Here is a 21,184-nt window from a genome sequence, read left to right as displayed (position 1 = left end):
CAAATCTTGTTTATGTCATATTTTTCTGTGCACTTTTATTATATTAATACTCCGCAATATTCATATTTTTTGATGACTCTTTAAATATTCAATGCATAGTTATTACTTATTTGCTACAGACGGTTTTTGAGGGGGGACACAGTGATTAAAATTCATGAATATAGAATCTTTCAAATTTTTCTTTTTTTAGTTCTGTTTTTACAGATATCAAATGTGGCAGCTGCAAAAGAACCTGCTGAACAATGGAACAGATCTTTTGGTGGAAATTGTGAAGATAGTGCCTGGTGTATTCAACAGACTTCAGGCGGTGGGTATATAGTGGCAGGTACAACGGCTTCATACAGCAAAGGTACAGAAGGTTATCCAGATGCCTGGCTTATCAAGGTTGATAAAAGTGGGAATATGCAGTGGAATAAAACTTACGGGGGGACTTATTTTGATGAAGGATACTTCACCCGACAAACTTCAGACGGCAGTTATGTGTTATCAGGTTACACATTTCCTTCTGGTTATGCCGAACCCTGGCTGATCAAGACAGACAAAAAAGGAAACGAGATGTGGAATAAAGTATCTGATAATATTACTCATTGGGATTATCTTCAGTACAGGGCTGAACGTACTTCTGATGGTGGATACATAATTGGTGATATAGTCGAACATGAGATCGGAGAGCGTGATGATCTGGTTCTGGTCGATTATGATATTATAATAACCAAGTATGACATGAGTGGCAATCAGCAGTGGAACAATACCTTTGGCAAAAATCATAGTCTTGAAACATTGAGCTTTCTATTAGAGCCTGTTAAGCAGACTTCTGATTGTGGATATGTAATTGCCAGCACAACTATCTCAAATCAGTCAAGTAGCTATGATATCTGGCTTATAAAGACTGACGAGTATGGTCAAGAGCAGTGGAATAAGACCTTTGGTGGACCTATGGATGACTCTGCTTTTTCTATCTCGCTGACTTCAGATAATGGTTATGTGTTGGCCGGAATGTATAATGATTCGTGGGACTTTGAGACTGATGATAACGCATTCATACTGAAAACAGACTGTGAAGGTAATCAGGAGTGGATGAAATTATTTCCAAGTTCCATGCTATATTCCGTTCAACAGACTTCTGATAGTGGATATATAGCCGCTGGCGTTAAAAACGGGAATGCATGGTTAGTTAAGTTGGAGGACGATGAAAAAGATGCAAAACGTGGAACTGAAAAAGATACTAGATCTGAAAATTTCGAAGATACCGAATCTGAGAATGGAAAGGAAACTGAATCTGAAAATGGGAAAAGTATTGAGTCTGAGAATACATTAGACAGTTTCTCTACCCAGGTAAGACATTACATTTGTGATATCTTCAGGGGAGTTTTCCAATGGAACTGCTATACTTAAGTGGAAATATTTCTTGAAAAAATTACATTCATATTTCTGATGCAGGATTACAATCCTCAAACCTTTTACAATCCCTGGGGCATTCTGCCTGCTGCCCTCCTTTTTCTGTTATTCCAAATAAATTTCGGAGTATTTCGATCCATCGAGAGCGGACTTCTTTCCAATCAACGCCAAGAAGGATAAGAACCCGCATTCCATTAAACAATGACACAAGAGCGATTGCAAGGGTACGCGGATCGGTTTTGGATGGAATAAGGCCTTTCTGCTGTTGTTCTTCAATTTCATGAGTTGGCTGGTCAAGACCACGCTTCATGCCTTCGATTGATCTTTTCTGGACCTCAGGTTTGTGTACTGTCATCCCCAGAATTTCAAAATATAATGCATGTATTTTAATATCAGGTGACATTATCTGATCGAAGATTTCTATCCACGCATCAACAGGGCAGATGTCAGAATTACAGCCTGTTTTTATATCACGGTACTCAGAATTACAGCCTGTTTTTATATCACGGTACTGTGTCTGCAGATAATTTGCGCTTTCTATGACTAATTCATCCTTATTTTTAAAGTATCGATAGAGGGCCGGTTTGCTGACATCAAGGCAGCGAGCGATATCTTCCATTGTAGTGTTACAGTATCCTTTCTCATACATTACCTCCAGCCCTGCTTCAATAATTCTTTTTTTTGCCTTTTCCCTATACTCGGGCAATATCTTCGACAACGCAATCACCCTTTCAAGCTTGAACGCCAACTCATATATAATTTACCAGTAAAACAGTAAAGTTACTAATCAGTAACTTTAATTACTATAACGTATTATTCATATTTTAAGACCTGACCGGTTAAGAAGAAAAAATTAGAAGAAATTGGGACAACTAAGGTCAAAAAGACAGAAATAAGTGCATAGAGGACGAGATTTTTATGGAAAAACCGGACAATAACGAAAACATAACTCTTGAAACCAGAGAGATGAAAAAAGGATCAAGTGGTACAGCTGAGAACGTAGCGTTTGTCAGAGCTCTTGAATCGCTCAAGTCAGAGAATGAACGTATCTGTTATGACCCGTATGCCGTTCGCTTTCTTAGCCAGCAATATCTGGTGTTCCTGGAAATGGCAGCTCATGACCCTTCCAAGACTCCGTTTCCTGGAATTCATAATTCACTTTCGGCAAGGGTCAGATATTTTGATGATTTTGTAAAAAGTTCCATTGAAGAAGGGCTTGAGCAGCTGGTTATCTTAGGTGCAGGATATGATACCCGGGCATACAGAATTGAAGGACTTAGGGGTAAGGTTAAGGTTTTTGAGGTTGACCATCCTGAAACTCAAAGCGTGAAAATCGAAAAAATCAAAGATATCTTCGGCTCACTTCCGGATCACGTAGAGTATGTTTCGGTTGATTTTGAGAGCAAAGATTTTAGTCATCGGCTGTTAGAACATGGATACGAAAGGTCGAAGAAGACCATCTTTATCATGGAAGGGCTCATCTACTACCTTCCGCCAAAAGCCGTGGATGATATGTTGTGCTTTATCGCAAAGAATTCGGGCGTCGGAAGTGCAATCATCTTCGATTATGTCTATGAATCCAGTATTGATAGAACAAACGGAATATGCGGCGTGCAGTGTACGGCATGCGACCAGATTGCACTAATGGATGCTAAAAAAGGCATGGCGCAACAGGGGGAACCTTATAAGTTCGGCGTCAAGGACGGGATGTTAGAAACATTCATTGTTCAGAGCGGTTTTTCTCAAGTTTGCGATGTTACCACTGAGGATTATAAAAAAATCTATTTTCAGGGAATTAATGAAAAACGGCCAGTATGTTACCTGTCACACTTCGCCCATGCGATAGTAGAATAAAATATTATCAGCTGTTTCCGAGGTTATTGTAAATGTTTCCAATACTATTGTAAACAATAAGAAAATGAGGTATATAGGAGCTGAACCATGAAAAACACCATCGATGTAGAAAATGATTCAATCATTGCATTCACGGGTGGCCGGATATTCACCATGGATTCTGAACAAAAACATGCAGAGACTGTAGTCATCAATGGAGGCTGCATTGCCGCCGTTGGTGATAGGAGTATACTGAAATCTTTTCCCAATGCAAAAATTCGCGACCTGAAGGGTCGGGTTCTACTTCCTGCTTTCATTGATTCACATAACCACCTATCTTCATTCGGTTGTTTTTTTCCTACCTGGGCGAACCTGATAGGCTTGACTGAAAAGGGATCTGTACTGGAAGAAATTCAACTGCAGACCCGAAAAAAACCGGGAAAAGGATGGATTGTCGGCTTCGGTTGGTTCGATGCCAAGATTGGCGGGGTCGACCTGACGAAAAACGATCTGGATGAGATTAGCTCCGACAGGCCGGTTCTTCTTATCCAGGCTACCTTCCATCAGAGTGTAGTAAACAGCCGGGCGCTGGAACTTGTGGGCATCACCCGGTCAACTCCGGATCCTCGTTGCGGAATTATTCTCCGGGAAAGTGACGGAATGCCAACAGGCGTGCTTGTGGAATGTGCGCAGGTTCCTGTGTTCCGACTGGCAATGGAAGCGGACACGGGAACACTTGCGAACCTCATAGAGGCACATGCTAAAGAGCTTCTCAAATTCGGTATCACTGCTGTCCACGACCCCGGCGTCACACCGGCTGCTGAGGCGGCATATCAAAAGCTTCACAGTGAAGAACGGCTTCCGGTATCGGTACTTATGATGCCACATGGAGAGACCATTCTGGACAATCAGCTGGGTTATAGGCTTCATGGGCCGGTCACCGGAGTGGGTGATGAAAGGCTGCGTGTAGGTCCTGTCAAATTATTCGCTGACGGTGCAACAGAAGAAACAGTAGCCTTTTCTCTTAAAATCGGAGGGCAGACTATAAACAGCGGTAACTACCGGGATGACTTTGAGGAAATGCTCTTTGCAGCGACAGAAAAGGGATTCCGGGTATGTGTCCATTCTTTTGGGAATGTAACAACCGATGCTGTGCTTACGGCATTCGAAAATGCTGTTACTCGAGCCCCTGCTGGATTTGAAATGCGCCCACGCCTAGAACATGTAACCCTCATAAGTACATCTCAGATCAAACGCCTTGCTGCCATGGGCGGGTGTGCATGTATCCAACCTCAGTTTTTGTCCAGGGCACAAAATACAAAACAGGTTGTGCTAGATGATGGAAAGTGGTATGCCTACGGTGACCTTGTGAAGGGAGGAGTGACTGTGGCCTCCGGCAGTGATAATCCCGGAGGATTTATGGATGCTCGCGATCCGATTGAGGGTTCTGTGATGGGATCAACTATGAGCGATGGAGCAGGCAATGCCATCTTTCCAGATCAAGTGCTTCCTTTTGAGCAGTGGCTCTGGATGTATACTGCAGGGGGCGCTTACGCCGGTGGACAGGAAAAAGAGCGTGGTATGCTGAAAAAAGGTATGGTTGCGGATCTTGTAGTCCTTGAAGGTAATCTTGACCCTAAAAACCCTCCTGTTGTTGCTGAAACCTGGGTAGCAGGAAAGCAGGTATACGACCATAGAGTCTAACTAGGAATTTGAAGTTTTGAAAATTATAAATATGAGTGAAAATGCAAAAAATTGAAAAAATATGGATGCGTGTTATTTGGAGAATAAGTTCTTTTGTTCACCAACATTTTTTAAGAGGATTTTAAAGAATGAAAACCAAATTTTTGTAATTGAAGCTTGAATGCCATATTAGTGTGATCAAAGTTAATAATCTTGGTTAGTCCCAATTTTTCTAACTCCCAAAATAGATATCGATACTTTTGTGTCAATTTGCTTTACAAAAAGATCACTTTGTTATAGAGCCTATCCCAAAACCTATTTTATTCTAAATCATCATGAGCTTTCAGGATCATTTTAGTGATTAGGTATTCAATTGACTGTTTCAAATATAGGGTCCTTCCAAATCAGTACTAAAACTAAGGGCATACGATGTTTATTTTAGATGATAGGTATACATTTAGAGCTTCCACAATTAAGGTACACTCTAAAAATCAATTTTTTAGATAAATAATCTATAATACTCTTTTAAATCAAGAAAAAAGGGAGATAAATACTTTATTCTTTTACAATTTATGTTTATTTATAAATAAGGCATCTGATGTCATTTTCATCCATACAAAATTTAATGTTAAAAGTAAGGATAAATCAACGTTTAATTTAACAATTAAAGTATTTAAGTCATTTAAACAGCAAATAGGTCATTTAATGAATGTACCTTAACTGGAGGAGGGCTGCCACTTCATTATATTTGGCAAATAAGGATTAATACCCCTTAAAAAACTAATCATTTTTCAAGGGGTCTATTCAAATACGAGATTCAAAAATCAAATTTTGAGTTTCATGATAGGCTCATACAAAAAATGGCTATGCTAGTTTATGCTTGTTTTCTATTACTAAAGCGTCCTTTTCCTGCTTGCTTTCTATTACTAAAGTGCCCTTCAACGGCTCTGTTCCAAAATCTAGTGATTTTTTAAATTTCTTGATTGAAAATCCGAATTCGTAAAAAGAATTCAGTTTCCAATCAAAATTAAGATTCGATATGTAAAGCCTTCAATCCATAAGCATAATCACAAGAACTATAACCAATTACAAAATCTAGTGATTTTTAGTTTTATGTTTATCACTGGATTTTGGAACTGAGTCCCTTCAATCATAATTTTATAATTAATATAACTATTTTATATTAACCTCTATGTGAAAAAAGCATATATAGTAATACACACAATAAATTATGTAACATCATAATTAAAGTCAAACCGTATGGTGGGTGATATAATGGAACCAGAACTTATGAGAATAGGGGTCTCTCTTCCAGACACCCTTCTGAGTAAATTTGATGAGATTGTTGAGAAAAGAGGTTATTCTTCCCGCTCGGAAGGCATGAGAGATGCTATCAGGAGTTATATTTACCATTATGAATGGATAAACGACGTTAAAGGCTATCGTATAGGAACAATTGCGGTTATTTATGACAATACGAGAAAAGACCTATCAAATGTTTTAACAAATATTCAGCACAACTATTCTCACTTGATAAGATCTTCAGTGCATGTTTTCCTTGATTGTGAAAATTGTTTTGAACTAATTTTTCTCAATGGAAAAGGTGAAGATATTGCAGAACTTGCTGAATCCATAATAGCCTTGAAAGGCGTCAAGTTCTCAAAGCTTACAACTATATCGTTAAATAAATAATGCACTGTATTCTCTTCAAATTGTATGGTTAAAAGCATTAATGGCTTTTCGATTAATGAAAAAATATAACAGAATAAAAAGATTGAATTCCTCAAAGCAGAGAACCAGAAGCTCCGAGATGAAATCAACTTACTCAAAGATGAACAAACCAAACGTAAGATTCGTGAATATAAAAAGAATGAAGACATTTCTTTTGAAAAAGAGAGAAGAAAAAGAAAACTTCCATAGGATAAAGAGTCTAAATCTAAACTGGACAAAATAGAAATTCATCAAGTTGAGATATTTAAAGTTGATAAGTCCATTTTACCCGACGATGAGTATTTTAAAGGCTATAGAGACGTAATAATCCAAGACATATCCATATGAAGCTATATCCATAAAGCCTTTGAACACTAACTACAAGATAGAAATTTTTTATTCTCCTTCTAAGCGGCTCTGTTCCAAAATCTAGTGATTTTTGCATTTCTTGATTGAAAATCTGAATTAACAAGAAGAATCCGGTATTTATCAAAATCAATATTCGACATCTTAAGACTTCAACATCTGAGTTATATCACATGAACTGTGGTCAATTACAAAATCTAGTGATTTTGAATTTTACATTTATCACTGGATTTTGGTACTGGGTCCTTCTAAGCACAAAACATATACAGAAAAATTGCCACAAGGTATAAAGGGTGAATATGATCCCGGAATCAAATCTCTGATAATCACTCTTAATCATGTTGCTAATATTTCAAAGCCAAAAACATGAATTTCTGGAAATATTGGTGTTCATATTATATCTAAAGCCACTATTTCTTGAATCTTGACAAAAGACATTGATCTCTTTCATAAAGAGAAAGCTGAGATTTTTCTTGAAGGTCTTAAGGCTACGTCTTATCAGCAGATAGATGATAAAAGTGGGTGGTGTGCCAATTTTTCTGTAAAATCATAAATATCAAAAAGTTATTGAGCAGAAAATTCCATATCGGAAGATCAGTTATCTACATAGTACGTAAAAACTTGACTTCAAATTTACAGCAAATTCGAGACACTGCCTAAAAGTGAGTAATAAGAAGTACAAGAAGTAAGTAATAAGAAGTATAAGAAGTGAATAATAAGAAGTAGAAGTGAATAATAAGAAGTAGAAGTGAATAATAAGAAGTAGAAGTGAATAATAAGAAGTATAAGAAGTAAATAATACATTAATCAGAAGCATAAACTCTGCATCCAGTTATTTCTTATTTTTTTATTTATTCTTCCAAGTAAGCTGGAAAAGGCAGAGTGTTTTACAATTATGTTTTAGGGGTCGAAGTTATGATTTCGAAGAAAGTAAATCTGGAAACTTTAGATGAGTCTAAAAAGTATCGTGTTGGCGCATACAGTGCCAGATATATCCCACAGGTCAAAGAAAAAGGAATTCCCAAGTACGAATTTCCTGAAGAGGGAATGAGTCCGAGAGCTGCTTATCAACTGGTACATGATGAACAGAGCCTCGACGGCAATCCCTTCCTGAACCTGGCAAGTTTTGTCAACACATGGATGGAACCGGAAGCAGACAAGCTTGTCATGGAAAACATAAATAAAAATATCATAGATATTTTTGAATATCCTCAAACTGACAAAGTTATCCAGAGTAATATTGTGAATATGCTTGGGCGCCTTTTTAATGGGCATCATACCAAATTTATGGGTACGGCAACGGCTGGCTCTTCAGAAGCTATAATGTTGGGTTTGCTGGCTCACAAATGGAGCTGGAAAAACTCAGGGCGAGGCACAGGCAAACCAAACATAATTTTTGGAAACGACGCTCATGTTTGCTGGGATAAGTTTGCCAAATACTTTGACGTCGAAGCTAGAAAAATTCCTATAGACAAAGATGAACGTAAAATTTCGGCAGCCGCTGTCTCAGAGCAGATTGATGAGAACACAATCTGTGTTGGTTGCGTTCTGGGAACAACTTTTACAGGAGAAATCGATCCTGTAAAGGATATTAATGATTTGCTTTTGAGATACAAAAAAGAAAAAGGTTGGGACATACCCATCCACATAGATGCTGCAAGTGGCGGCTTCATATTGCCATTTACCGAACCTGATTTTGAGTGGGACTTCAGATTGGAAAGTGTAAAATCGATAAACGTTTCGGGGCATAAATACGGATTGACTTATCCTGGCCTTGGCTGGCTGATTTTCCGTGATGAAAATGACCTTCCCGAAGACCTGATTTTCCATGTAAATTACCTTGGAGAAATGGAAGATTCGTACACCCTGAACTTTTCAGGAGGCAGTGCGATGGTTGTGGCCCAATATTATAATATTTTAAGATTCGGAAGAGCTGGCTATACTAGAATAATGAAAAATATCCTTGAAGTTTCCCAGGATCTCGCCGAGAAGGTTGACAGACTGGGCCGTTTCGAAATGCTGAACAAAGGAGAAAGACTTCCCATCATTGCTTTCAAACAAAAAGAGGAAACTGATTATTCCCTGCAGCAACTCTCTTATAAGCTGAGGGAGAGGGGCTGGATAATTCCCGCCTACTGTCTTCCAGAAAATGCCGCAGATATCGAGATAATGCGTATTGTCGTAAGAGAAAACTTCACTTCTGACATGGCAGCAATTCTTGTTAACGATATTGAAAATGCATGTCAGTTTTTTGAAAATGGTAGAAAATCCGAAACAAAAAAACCCTGCCCACCTGATGATGGTATGGTTCATATTTGCTGAAAATTTGCACCTCAGCAAACTTATTTTTTTGAAAAATATGATCTCCGAATTTGATTACAAACCTAAAAATTAGAAGTAGAAAGGTGCCATTAATATTTCACCCAAACTCCCTGTTTTAATCATTGCCAGTGAAAATATGACTTAGTATCAAAATCCTGTGATGAACATAAAATAAAAAATCACTAGATTTCGTTATTGGTCACAATCCTGGAGATACAACTTTGGGGTTGAAGTCTTTAGATGTCGAATATTTATTTTGATGAAAACTGGATTCTTATTGTTAATTCAGATTGTTAATTCAGATTTCCAATCAAGAAATGTAAAGATCACTAGGCTTTGGAACAGAGTCGAAAATATCGAATAAGTATAAAAATCGCATATATTCTAGAGTTTGCATATAAAACTTATAAGAGGGTTAATAAAAAGTAGTTTGTGGAGTTCAAAAGTACGTTCCAGGTAACTGAACTCCATAAAACACGCCCTAAGAGCCATTAATTGTATTAACTTTATATGTATTTAAACTTGCCTGATTTTTCCTCCTGGAGTTCACCATGAGAAAAAAATACAGACAGTGTGTGAAACTATAGTGGGTATAGTGAGTATAGTAGGCGCAATATTTGCAGTAATACTTCTTGTGAGTATTGCTTTTGTACCAACTGTGATGGAGCAAGCTGAATCACAAAATAAAGAGTATGCTGATGCAACAAAAAATCCGAACAAAGTATCAACTTCTGAAGAAGGCATCAAAAAAGCAATGGAAAAAGTGAGTGAAACATCAAAAAACATGAATGTATTGAAAGAAACCGATAAAGAAAAGATAGTATCTTTCAAAAAAGATGATGGATCAATTGCATACGCGATTTTCTGGAAAGATGAAAAGAATTCTAACAAAATATATTTTGCTGTTGTAGATCCGAATGAATTAGTAACCAAAAAACTCGTATCTGCTACAAGTCTCAATGATAGTGCAGCAGTTGCAGCAACAATCTCTGCGTATAAGACAAGTTTTGCGAATGGAAGTTATATTGAAACGTATGGTACTACCATAACAGGTGGACTGCACACCTACTTCTCTCCAAAAGATGCAGGACTTCTTGCAAATGGAAGTTCAGTTATAGCTGGGGCATTAGCTGCTGGATTAGGTATATTTGTATCACTTGCTGTTTCAATAGCATTGGGCGCAATGGTCACTTTAGGAGTACAAATCTGGTATTGGTATGAGTCAAATTCAGATGGCAGCTTAGATGTAAGAATACCTTACGCGAACATAGCTACAGCACTAACAGGTCATGTTTACATGAAGATTGGCAGTCATAGGTATACAATTTAATTGAGTATCGGCTGATTAAAAAATCAGCCTTTTTTTATTTGGTGATAACATGGAAAGAAAACAGATATTAAAGATTTTAATTCCAGTTTTTACGGGTATTGCTATGGTCGTACTTGCTCAAGTTGTAACTCAAAAAATTGGAGAAGCCGTAACTAAAAATGGAGTACATGACTATCCGTTAATAACAATATCGCTTATTGGATTTTTTCTTTTGGGGTTTCTAGCCTACTGGATTCTTGTGAAGTTAGAAATTAATTAAAAATGATCTACTAAATTTAAGACCCCAAGTTGTCTGTTTATCCCTATAATTTACGGGTTTACTTAGTATGTTAGAGAACTCATTAGCTATTTATTCCGATCTTTGTATAACCCTTTCTCGATATCGAATTCAATGTTTGCCAGTTTGCCTTTGTGTGTTTCCTTTGCTTGATGTTTGTAGTACGCGCTTTGCATATGCCCATATTTCGATTTTGCAGCTTTTTTCTCATTTCCATATTCGGTTTTAGCGACGTTTTTGACAAATCTTGTCCCTGTCCCTGTGGTTTCATTTATTTCAGTGCATACTTTTCCGAATAAACTTCTGCTTACCGCACTTCTAACTCTGTTTTAAAAATTGAGGGTTTTTAAGCCCTTTTTGTTCATTTGAAATAGAAATGAAGTACATAGAAGGGATTGAAGTAGATACCATTCACAAAAGAGTTATGTGCCTTACCGGCTTGGCTACTAGATAAGATGCAGGCTCTGAAATATCCCAATGGTCAGACTTTTAGTAAAGATTCGTGGCTCATCCGGTCGTGAGAAACGAGGAGAAACGATTACTTTTAATCTTTACCATGCAGATGGAATACCTTTTTATTCCCTAGCCCTATCGGCGTGATCAAACGGCGCAACGGTTGTAGCACAACCCTTTTGAAAAAAGGCTTGACCGAAAAACTCAGCAGCGACGAAATCAACATCTTAACGGTTGCAGCTCAACAATTATACTTGGCCGAAAACAAGAATTTCTCCAGATTCTTCCAGATCAAAATTGCGCTGGCGAATCCCGACACAGGATGCTGTATTTCACTGGAAATTAAATATCCTTAACCACCCTGAAGCCCAGGCTGTTTAACCTTTTATCCTGAGCCGCAAAAAGTCTTTCAGCCGACCGACAGCAGCCTGCATTTCCATTCCAGCCTCCGCCTCTCCTTACTCTTACTGGAGTGGATACACCTGGAAGGGCGTTTTCCCAGGCCCTTCCGTTTTCCGGGGCGCCTTTGTAACTAATATGGTACTCATCCTGTACCCATTCTCCTGCATTTCCATAAATATCATAAAGCCCCCAGGGATTTGGCTTTTTCAAGCCGACCGGATGGGTTGCAAATCCGGAATTTTCCAGAAACCAGGCATATTCTGAAAGTTTCGATTCATCGTCTCCAAAAAAGTAAGCGGTTTCAGTTCCTGCTCTGGCTGCATATTCCCATTCGGCTTCAGTTGGAAGGCGGTAGATTCGGGAAATTCCATCGACATTTTCAAGAGCATTAAGTTTCCGGAAAAAGACCTGAACCTCATTCCAGGAAACATTTTCAACCGGGTGCTTTTCGCCCTTAAAATATGCAGGATTGTTACCCATGACTTTCTGCCATTGCTCCTGTGTGACCGGGTACCTGCTAAGGTAAAACGGTTTTTCGATTGTTACTTTATGCACAGGGCTTTCCCAGAGCTTTCTTCGTTTTTCACGCATTGGAGAGCCCATGTTAAATTCTCCGGCAGAAATCAGAATAAACTCCATAGAGTTAATTATTGAGCTACCGGACAAAGTCTTGATTGAGTTATTCGATGAGTTATTCAGGGAGTTATTCAGTGAGTTATTTGATGAGTTATTCGATGAGTTATTCAGGGAGTTATTCAGTGAGTTATTTGATGAGTTATTCGATGAGTTATTCAGGGAGTTATTCAGTGAGTTATTTGATGAGTTATTCGATGAGTTATTCAGGGAGTTATTCAGTGAGTTATTCGATGAGTTATTCAATGAACTACTTATTGGGTCATTGGCTTGGTTATTTATTGAGTCACTCATTGAGTTACGGACTGCGTTGTTCATTGAGTTATTCACCGGAACACCACAACTGTGGATTGAATTACTGATTGAGCTATTAACCAAACCGTCAGATCTTAGAGGTTCAATTTCTTCAGAACCTTTGCAGTGTGAAGAATATTTTTTTTCAGAAATCAGTGTTCTCACCACGTTGATTTAAGAACCAAAAAATACTATAAGAACAAGGAATATACTTTAAGATTTATCTTTTTTGTTGTTACTACTTATAAAACAAGCCTATCCCAAAAACTATTTTATTCTAAATCATCATGAGTTTTCAGGATCATTTTAGTGATTAGGTATCTAATTGATCGTCCCAAATACGAGATTCAAAACTCAAATTTTGAGTTTCGGGATAGACTCAACCAATAAAACTGTACTGATCAAACCCTGCATACAACATAAAATACAATAAAATAGTTAAAAACCAATGATCCATAACAAAAAGTTTTTATGATATTGGTATAGAGGCAAAGGTAGAGACCGGAAGTGAGCAAAAATGAAACACTGCCTTCTTAACCTGATTCTTTTTTCGGGCAGAAGAAAAGATATTCTACTACTCCTAAAGGAAAAACCAAGAGACGTTGATGAGATAAAAGAATTACTTAACGTGAACGCCAGTTCGATCCAGCTCCACATGAAAAAAATGAAAGATTCCGGCCTGATAACCCAAAAAGACAAAATTTACAGTTTGTCCGAGATTGGAGAGATAATAGTTGAAAATATGCAGCCCCTGCTCAGTACGGCTGAGACCTTAGGAGAAAATACCGAATACTGGATGAGCCACGATTTAAGCTCGATTCCTGAGTTCCTGCTGGAAAGAATCGGCGAACTAGGGAACTGCAAGCTACTGGAACCTGACGTTGGACACCTTTTTGAAACCCCAAAAATACTCCGGGATAGTATTCTAAGCTCAAGGGAGACCCTGACCTTTGCCGCTTATTTTCACCCTCAAGCTCCTTCAATTTATACCGAACTTGCGGAGACGGGAGCTGAAATTGTACTCTGTATGACCGAAAGTGTTGCACAGCGTTTATTTTTAAATAATCGTATAGAAGCAGAGAAACTGTCCAGAGCAGTTAACTCCAGGCTTTTTATATCACGAAGGCCGACAACAATCCCATCCTTGATTGTAACGGATAAGATCGTTTCATTTAAACTCTTCGAAAACAATGGAAAGTTAAGGGACCAGCTAATCCTGTCTTTTGGGGAAAGAGCACTATGCTGGGGAAAGGAACTTTTCAGGTACTATCTGGAAGCAGCCGAACCTCTGAATGAGAACTCATTCCTTCAGTAACACCTGATTAAGGCCCCGATTGATATTAATTCAGACATCCAGTAATAGATAACGGACATACTCTAAGTGGACATACTCTATGAAAGCTCTACCCTTGAAATTCAAGCCTGCGAAGAATTAGAAAATCAACTGGATATTCAGTCATTCAGAGTTTTTCTTGGACTTGCCGGGTACATACTGAAATTCGTACCTTTGTCCTATTATTACAGTGATTGCCTCCGCAAGCGCATCAAGGATGTCACTCAAGCCTTTTCAAACAACCCTTTTAAAAAAAGGCTTGAGCGAAAACCCCGAGGAACGTTTGAGTTTGAAAATCTTATCTCCAAACCCTATCGGCGTGATCACAACCCTTTTGAAAAAAGGCTTGACCGAAAAACCTAGCAAAACTGCGTAGTCGGCGTGATCAACCGGCGCAACGGTTGCGGCTCAACGGTTGATTTATAACCAATTGTGAACTACCGCTAAGCTAAAGATTTAGCGGCTTCCTGAGTCATCCTTCCAACCAATGTTGACAAGTCATACAGGATCTAGCCCCGTGTACCACAGGTGAAAGATTAGATGAGCGTGAGATTGTACTTGAGATGCTTAACGCTTCCGGTTTTCTCCGGCTTAAATTTCCCAATCCCTTTGGGTATTTCCAAATGCTACCCTGTTATCCAACTCCTCAGCTTGGTTTTCGCATTTTGGTTGTGGTGACAATAGCAAATATTATATTAATTTAAAAGGTTATATAGTTATGCAGAATCAATAACGGGAGAAGGTTGTGAAGTTGACGCTTATATACCACGAAGCCAAAGACTTCGGGGTTTTACGCTTTGACCTATAAAAACCTGAAAAATAGTAAATTGGGAATATAAGTAGAATTTCTAGAAAAAGGCACAATTAAAATAAAAAGGAGGCAGGTCATGAAATTCTGGTTGCTCAAAGCTGCAGGCACCCTGGAAGACGAAGAACTGATTCTGGAAAACAGTGTAATTACAATAGGATGGGCTGAATTCCCGGATTTGTCAGGTGTTAGAAATGAGGTACAGGTAAAGAAAATAATGCTCGAGAAATATCCCGGGATGCAGGAAGAGCGTAGTTCTGCCTGGACAGGAGAGATATACTCATTTATCACAAAAATAAAGAAAGGAGACCTTGTGGCAGTACCGCTCAAAACCAGGAACGAGATGCTGATTGGAAAAGTTACCGGAGACTATGAGTATCGGCAGATCAGTGATTTTATCAGACATATCAGGAGTGTGAGTTGGTCTAAAACGATCCCGAAGGGAGATTTCGAGGAAGAATATGATGTTGACCTCAGTACTCCTGAAGCACTTTCCCTTATAGAAGCAGACCCTGAAAAATTTTCAGAGACAACTGAGATAAAAAACCTGGGAGTCCTTCTTGAAGAGCTTAACTTTACTTTTAATGAACTTGGCTCTCTGAAAGAAAGGCTGCTTGAACTTACTTACAGGCTAGCTGAGACTGAAGAGATTTCCGAAGTCCGAAAAATCGCAGCTGAAATGGAGAAAATGCTGAAAGAAAAGTGATTTAAGAGGATCTGGTAAAAGCAACAGAAAAAAGTAAGAGGAGAGAAAATAGGCACTGATTAAATTTAACACCTTTTGTTGTAAATTTTCCTTTTCTCTCTTATTGAACCTTTGTCTAGTCAATAATCCCATTTGCTTCCTTAACCATATAATCAGCTTCAGAAGCAGAAATCTGTTTGCATACCTTCATTTTTTCAACGAGATGAATAAAGGACTTAATCATGGAAACGGCTTTTGCATCCTCACTCATTTCATAGAAACATTCTGCTGTACCAAGAAGCTCATTAAGAGCTTTTTCTGTTCCCACATGGCACTCATAAGTATTTTCTACATAGTTCCTTAGAGCCTTCGTTCTTTCCAGAGGCGTTAACTCAGCAGAAGCAAGAGTAAACATGTAGATATCCGTGTTTTCATTGCGGTCATCCTCCCACACTATCCTGTTCCCGTAGATAGCTGGAGCCCCTTTATGAACTGTGTCATCGCTGGTTATTTGAATTTTCCTGGAAGTAGAGAAGTCATACATGTAGACGTCTGAGATTAACATTCCAGACATCCACACTATTCTGTTTCCGTAGATGTCCGGGCTCCACGCATCGAAGTCGATGAAAGTTAGTTCTGAAGTGGAAAGATCATATGTCCAGACAAAATCGCCTGCTCCTTCACTCATATACACTACCCTATCCCCGTAGATAACAGGACCATACTCACGAAAACCTCCATCTCCTGCGATATGAGTTTCCGTGGAAGTAGAAAGGTTATACATATAGATGTTGACAATGTAGTCCTCCTCATATCTATTCCGCTCATCTGTCCAGACTATCCTGTCCCCGTAAATCGCAGGTCCCCTCTTGTTTGATTCGTTAGTGGTTATCTGGGTTTCTGTGGAAGTGGAGAGGTCGTACATGTAGATATCCTGGTTTCCATTCCTGTCATCTGTCCAGACTATCCTGTCTCCATAAATAGCAGGCATACTCTGGTTAGATTCATTGGTAGTTATCTGAGTTTCTGTGAAAGTGGATATATTATACATGTAAACATCGTAGTTACCGTTCCTGTCATCCGTCCAAACGATCTTGTCCTCGTAAATAGCAGGACCGCTCTGGTTCGATTCATTGGAGGTAACCTGTGACTCGGTGGAAGTGGAAAGGTCGTACATGTAGATATCCCAGTTCGGTTCGTAAACATAGGCATCATAATATCCATTGCGATCATCCTGCCATACAATTCGTTCGCCATAGATATCGGGACTCGATTGGCTTGAGTTATTGGTAGTGATCTGAGTTTGCGTACCCTCTATCTCAGGAGGCTTTAACTCACCAGAGTCAAGAGTAAACATATAGATGTCACTGTTTCCGTTACGGTTGTCACTCCAGACAATTCGGCCACCGTACATTGCAGGCCACCCCTGAAAAGATTCATTGGTGGTAATCTGAGTTTCTTTCTTAGTGGAAAGATCGTACATGTAGATATCCTGGTTTCCATTCCGTCCATCCATCCAGACTATTCTGTCCCCATATATATTAGGAGACCAGCCTGAACCATAATTTCCTGTAGTTATCCGGATTTCTTCGGAGGTGGTGATATTATACATGTAAATATCAATGAGTCCTGTGGAATCTGCACCTGTCCATACGACTCTATCCGCATATATATTAGATCGCCCTAAATTCACAACTCGTGATTCGTTGGATATCTTAGTTTCCTTTTTAGTTGAGAGATCGTACATGTAAGTATCATAGTTTCCATTACGGGAATCGGTCCACACTATCCAGTCCCCATAAATAACAGGATCCCACTGATCGGCTTTGTTTGTGGTAATCTGAGTTTCCACTTTCGTGGAAATATTGTACATGTAGATATCAAGGTTTCCGTTGCGCGAATCCTGGTATACTATCCTGTCTTCATAGATAAAAGAGCCTCCCTGTTCGGATTTATCGGTGATTACCGGAGTTTCGGTAGAGGTGGAGAGGTCGTACATGTAGATGTCACCATTTCCATTACGTGCATCATACCACACTATTCTGTTTCCGTAGATAACAGGTCCCGACTGAGCTGATTCATTGGTAGTAATCCGGGTTTCGGTGGACGTGGAGATATCATACATATAGATATCGTAGTTTCCATTGCGCAAATCTTCATACACTATTTTGTCACCATAGATCTGGGTACTTCCCTGATCGGATTCATCGGTGGTTATCTGAGTTTCAATGCCCTGTGCCATATCTGCTGATGCGGTTGCACAAGTGAAAGGCAAAAGGAATAAAGCTACAACTATTGAACACAGCTCGCTTCTGGTTTTCATTTGTTATTCTCCCATTACTTCGCAAGTTAATTTTGGTTCTTCGTTGTTTTGTGTGGATATTCTCATAATTTCCTTATAAAAGCCAATGCGGTCTTGAATTGAAAATCATCTTAGCCATAGAGAATGTCGAAGAGACTTAATTTTATTTACTTGTGACTAATAATTGTGTTTTTTCGTTTCTTATTTGAATTTAGCAGTCACAATTGTCCTTTATATTAAAATCAAAATCAATAGGGCTATTTTTCAAAAACTAAATTGGTACACAAATATAGACCTATGACTGGTAAGACTACATTAATAAGTATATAAAGATAAGAATATATAATAACTACTGATAAAAAAATAGTTATTCATACTTAATTTGTTGATAATATTCAAAGAAAATACAATGAAAAGGAAAAAGAGGAAAGAAGACAGAAAGAGCTGTAATATACGGTAAAAACGAATAAAAATATATTTATATTGTTACTTGCCTTCTCTTTCCTTTTCTTTCCTATTTGTTTGCAAGGCTGTCTCCTGCATTAAGCGTGACAAAAACAGCATAATAAAAAAGGTTAATTGAAATGTAGGGAAAAATTAACCTTCTGAAATTAATTTTGACCAATAAGGTCATTGAGGTATTAACTTTGACCAATAAGGTCATTGAGGTCAAGTTCAAACCCGACAACTGCGTATCCAAGGGCAAAATTGTTTATGACCTCAGGATGGAATTCTCCAAAGACTCCGAGTTTTTTGCCATTGACATAAACGTCAGCCCGCCTGCCTTCGAGGAATGCGGGATCTTCGGACTCTTTTACCTCGTAGGGAAGCATCATTTCCCTCATCAGAGCATCTACAACCTCATAGATCTCGGTAAAGTTGGCCTGCGGGTGAATCGAGACTGCAGCTACGTGCTGGCCGGTTATTTCGTTATTTACGACCTCGCCGAACTCGAAAATCTTCTGAGGTAATTCCCTGTGCTGATTTAAAGCAAGAATCTCAAGGAGGTTCGGAAGCAGGGTTGTCCTGATCATTGTCTGGTCTTCGCTGATCGGGTGAAGCACATAGGTAACATCATCCGTTTTTTGCCTGCGCATGTTCTCGAAGTTAATTTTTTCGCTGGTAAGTGTAAACGGCATGACCTCATAGTAGCCAAGCCCTACCATTATCTCGTTTACGGGAGCGCGAAGCAGGGAAATCGGGTGAGACTTTCCTGGGGTATAGGTTTCAGGAATCTTTACTTTGATATTTTCATATCCATAACCTTTGGCAATATCTTCTACAAGGTCGTAGTTATGAAGAATATCGGCCCTGTAAGCCGGGACTTTTACCTCGATGGTTTCTTCGTCAAGGGCTTTTGCTCCAAAGCGCATTCTCTCAAGCTGTTTAACGATTTCTTCTATGGAGAGTTCCATGCCTAGAAGGTCCCTTACTTCAGTCTTTGTAAGGAACCTGGTTTTCGGTTCAAGGTCAGGCAGGATAAGTTCTCCAGAGTCGGGCCTGACAACCTTTACGAATTCGATCTGACCACCTCTTTCCGCAAGGGCAGTAACAACAATGTTCAGGGCGGTATAAACGGCTTCTCCAAGTCCAGTAACATCGATAAAGAGGTCGGTTGTGCTCTCGGTCACACTTGTAAGTGTCCCGTTAATAATAGGCGGGAAGGACAGCACATTATCGTCTGAGTCCAGAATTATTGGATATTTCTTAAAGCCCCTGACAAGATGGGCAAACCTTGTGCCTTTTGGGTGCTTTTCCAGGATTTCGGTCATGCTCATTTTTTCGGTGTAGTCCAGGGGCACGAACTTGAAACCGGGGTCAACGGCCATATACCTGAAAGGCGGCTTGACGTTTGAGAGGTCGTGCACGCCTATAGACACTTTTTTCCTGTTTCTTCCAAGCCCCCAGTGCAGATCTTCCTGAAGATCCATAAGGGATTTTATGGACGAGGATGTGAATTTTATGCCCCTTACAACCGCACACCCAAGAAAAGGCCTGATTCTAAGGATCTTCTCGCTGACCGAGATCGAAACCTTTGGAGGCTTTATCTCATACTTTGACAGTCCGGTCTCAAGATCCAGGAAACCCCTCATTGCCCTGGCTGCTCCTTCCACACTGTAAAGGTCAGGCCTGTCAGGGAAGAACTCGATATCTATAGATTCCTCTTCAACTCTTTCGATATCGGCCCCTATCATGGGCGCTCTTTTTATAATGGTTTCCTTATCGGTTCCTGTGAGTTTTTCAAGGTCGTCGTACTGTAAGGTAATTACTGGCATTGGTAATTCATCCCCGAGAGATGTGGAAATCTAATATCAATCGTAAACGTTTACACTTAATATTTAGAAAGAATCAAGAACATAATGTATTAAAAAATGTATAGAGATCCTTTCTATTAGGTGTAACTCATCGTGAGAATAACTGTAATTTAACTCTCAAAATACTCTACTTTAGATTTAATGCTTTTGTTTCGTTGGGTGTTTGAATAACTTGAGCGAGACTTGAAGCTCTGGAAACTTCTTACTTCAGATGTTTGGTGGGGTAAAGTATACCTTTACCTACTTTTATAAATAATAAAAAAGTCCTCTTTCCTCAAATCAGGAGACAACCGAAAAATGATGATCGCAGGAATTGATGAAGCCGGAAAAGGCCCTGTAATCGGGCCCATGTGCATAGGAGGCGTAAAAATTGAGGAATCCAGAGCGCATATCCTCAAAGTGCTAGGGGTTGCGGATTCCAAGAAACTGACGCCAAAAAAGCGGGAGCAACTTGCAGCCCAAATTAAAAAACACGCAGACGGCTTTTTTGTTCTTGAGGTCAGCCCTTCCCAAATTGACGAGCTCCGCAAGATCATGACAATGAATGAGATAATGGTGGTCTGTTTTTCAAAAGTGCTCGAACAGTTAAAGCCTGACCTCTTATATGCCGATGCTGCTGATGTCAATGCAGAACGTTTTGCAACCAACATCCGCAAGCAATATTCAAAAACCAACCCTGACCATGCAAAAGAAATAGAGATTATTTCCATGCATCAGGCCGATGCTACTTATCCTGTTGTATCGGCAGCCTCAATTATTGCGAAGGTGCGCAGGGATGAGCTTATCGAGGAGCTTAAGAAAGAATGGGGCCTCGACTTTGGAAGCGGTTACCCTTCAGACCCAAAAACAAAAGAATTCCTGTTGAACTGGGGAAAAGAGCACTCAGGAGAGTTCCCTGAAATTGTCAGGCAGTCCTGGCAGACTGTAGAAAATATCAGGGAAGAACTGAAAAAAACTGGAAATAAAAACTGAAAAGAAAAATTAAAAAGAAAAATTAAAAAGAAAAATTAAAAAGAAAAAAGCAAAGCGTTTTTGTTTTT

16 protein-coding genes are annotated in these 21,184 nt (G+C 39.2%); 12 read left to right on the top strand and 4 right to left on the bottom strand.

The window, feature by feature from the left end:
* Window positions 1-213: 213 nt before the first annotated feature.
* On the top strand, window positions 214-1,395 hold the full coding sequence (locus MSBRW_RS10580) for a hypothetical protein (RefSeq protein ID WP_155398197.1): 1,182 nt from the start codon (window positions 214-216) through the stop codon (window positions 1,393-1,395).
* Between the two features lie 28 nt (window positions 1,396-1,423).
* Here MSBRW_RS10580 and MSBRW_RS10575 read toward each other — a convergent pair whose 3' ends face one another.
* Window positions 1,424-2,125 (bottom strand): TetR/AcrR family transcriptional regulator, encoded by a 702-nt coding sequence (locus MSBRW_RS10575; RefSeq protein WP_155398448.1) that lies wholly within the window; start codon window positions 2,123-2,125, stop codon window positions 1,424-1,426.
* A gap of 191 nt (window positions 2,126-2,316) precedes the next feature.
* On the opposite strand from MSBRW_RS10575, the gene MSBRW_RS10570 reads away from it, so the two are divergent.
* The 6 genes from MSBRW_RS10570 to MSBRW_RS10540 all read left to right on the top strand — a co-directional run bounded on the left by MSBRW_RS10570 (window position 2,317) and on the right by MSBRW_RS10540 (window position 10,901).
* The gene (locus MSBRW_RS10570) at window positions 2,317-3,252 is read left to right on the top strand and encodes an SAM-dependent methyltransferase (protein WP_011307685.1); all 936 of its coding nucleotides are present in this window, start codon (window positions 2,317-2,319) and stop codon (window positions 3,250-3,252) included.
* A gap of 87 nt (window positions 3,253-3,339) precedes the next feature.
* Window positions 3,340-4,935, top strand: a complete 1,596-nt coding sequence (locus MSBRW_RS10565) for an amidohydrolase (RefSeq protein ID WP_011307686.1) — start codon at window positions 3,340-3,342, stop codon at window positions 4,933-4,935.
* A 1,254-nt stretch (window positions 4,936-6,189) separates the two neighbouring features.
* Window positions 6,190-6,606 (top strand): nickel-responsive transcriptional regulator NikR, encoded by a 417-nt coding sequence (gene nikR / locus MSBRW_RS10560; protein ID WP_011307687.1) that lies wholly within the window; start codon window positions 6,190-6,192, stop codon window positions 6,604-6,606.
* A gap of 1,299 nt (window positions 6,607-7,905) precedes the next feature.
* Window positions 7,906-9,312, top strand: a complete 1,407-nt coding sequence (locus MSBRW_RS10550; RefSeq protein ID WP_011307688.1) for a glutamate decarboxylase — start codon at window positions 7,906-7,908, stop codon at window positions 9,310-9,312.
* A 595-nt stretch (window positions 9,313-9,907) separates the two neighbouring features.
* The gene (locus MSBRW_RS10545; RefSeq protein ID WP_230669689.1) at window positions 9,908-10,642 is read left to right on the top strand and encodes a hypothetical protein; all 735 of its coding nucleotides are present in this window, start codon (window positions 9,908-9,910) and stop codon (window positions 10,640-10,642) included.
* Between the two features lie 49 nt (window positions 10,643-10,691).
* Entirely contained in the window at window positions 10,692-10,901 is a 210-nt protein-coding gene (locus MSBRW_RS10540; RefSeq protein WP_011307690.1) for a hypothetical protein, read from the top strand.
* A gap of 813 nt (window positions 10,902-11,714) precedes the next feature.
* Here MSBRW_RS10540 and MSBRW_RS10525 read toward each other — a convergent pair.
* Entirely contained in the window at window positions 11,715-12,377 is a 663-nt protein-coding gene (locus tag MSBRW_RS10525) for a formylglycine-generating enzyme family protein (protein ID WP_230669687.1), read from the bottom strand.
* Here MSBRW_RS10525 and MSBRW_RS23465 point away from each other — a divergent pair.
* The 4 genes from MSBRW_RS23465 (at window position 12,376) to MSBRW_RS10510 (ending at window position 15,548) form a co-directional block, all read left to right on the top strand.
* Window positions 12,376-12,879: a glypican family protein gene (locus MSBRW_RS23465; protein WP_230669686.1), complete on the top strand. Its 504-nt coding sequence runs from the start codon at window positions 12,376-12,378 to the stop codon at window positions 12,877-12,879. The genes MSBRW_RS10525 and MSBRW_RS23465 overlap by 2 nt on opposite strands.
* Window positions 12,880-13,218: 339 nt before the next feature.
* Complete coding sequence (locus tag MSBRW_RS10520; RefSeq protein WP_011307692.1) at window positions 13,219-14,016, top strand: helix-turn-helix transcriptional regulator; 798 nt, start codon at window positions 13,219-13,221, stop codon at window positions 14,014-14,016.
* Window positions 14,017-14,082: 66 nt separating this feature from the next.
* Window positions 14,083-14,397, top strand: a complete 315-nt coding sequence (locus tag MSBRW_RS10515; protein ID WP_011307693.1) for a hypothetical protein — start codon at window positions 14,083-14,085, stop codon at window positions 14,395-14,397.
* Window positions 14,398-14,921: 524 nt separating this feature from the next.
* Window positions 14,922-15,548, top strand: coding sequence for a restriction endonuclease (locus MSBRW_RS10510; RefSeq protein ID WP_011307694.1), 627 nt, complete (start codon window positions 14,922-14,924; stop codon window positions 15,546-15,548).
* Window positions 15,549-15,663: 115 nt separating this feature from the next.
* Here MSBRW_RS10510 and MSBRW_RS20320 read toward each other — a convergent pair whose 3' ends face one another.
* Complete coding sequence (locus MSBRW_RS20320) at window positions 15,664-17,850, bottom strand: cell surface protein (protein WP_011307695.1); 2,187 nt, start codon at window positions 17,848-17,850, stop codon at window positions 15,664-15,666.
* Between the two features lie 620 nt (window positions 17,851-18,470).
* The gene (gene pheT, locus MSBRW_RS10500; RefSeq protein ID WP_011307696.1) at window positions 18,471-20,105 is read right to left on the bottom strand and encodes a phenylalanine--tRNA ligase subunit beta; all 1,635 of its coding nucleotides are present in this window, start codon (window positions 20,103-20,105) and stop codon (window positions 18,471-18,473) included.
* Between the two features lie 336 nt (window positions 20,106-20,441).
* On the opposite strand from pheT, the gene rnhB reads away from it, so the two are divergent.
* Window positions 20,442-21,116, top strand: a complete 675-nt coding sequence (rnhB, locus tag MSBRW_RS10495; protein ID WP_011307697.1) for a ribonuclease HII — start codon at window positions 20,442-20,444, stop codon at window positions 21,114-21,116.
* Window positions 21,117-21,184 lie beyond the last annotated feature (68 nt).

Origin of the sequence: Methanosarcina barkeri str. Wiesmoor, from assembly GCF_000969985.1 — an archaeon.
Classification (GTDB): Archaea; Halobacteriota; Methanosarcinia; order Methanosarcinales; family Methanosarcinaceae; genus Methanosarcina; species Methanosarcina barkeri_B.
The sequence above is the reverse complement of the archived record's forward strand: the minus strand, read 5'-3'. Positions and strand labels throughout refer to the sequence as shown.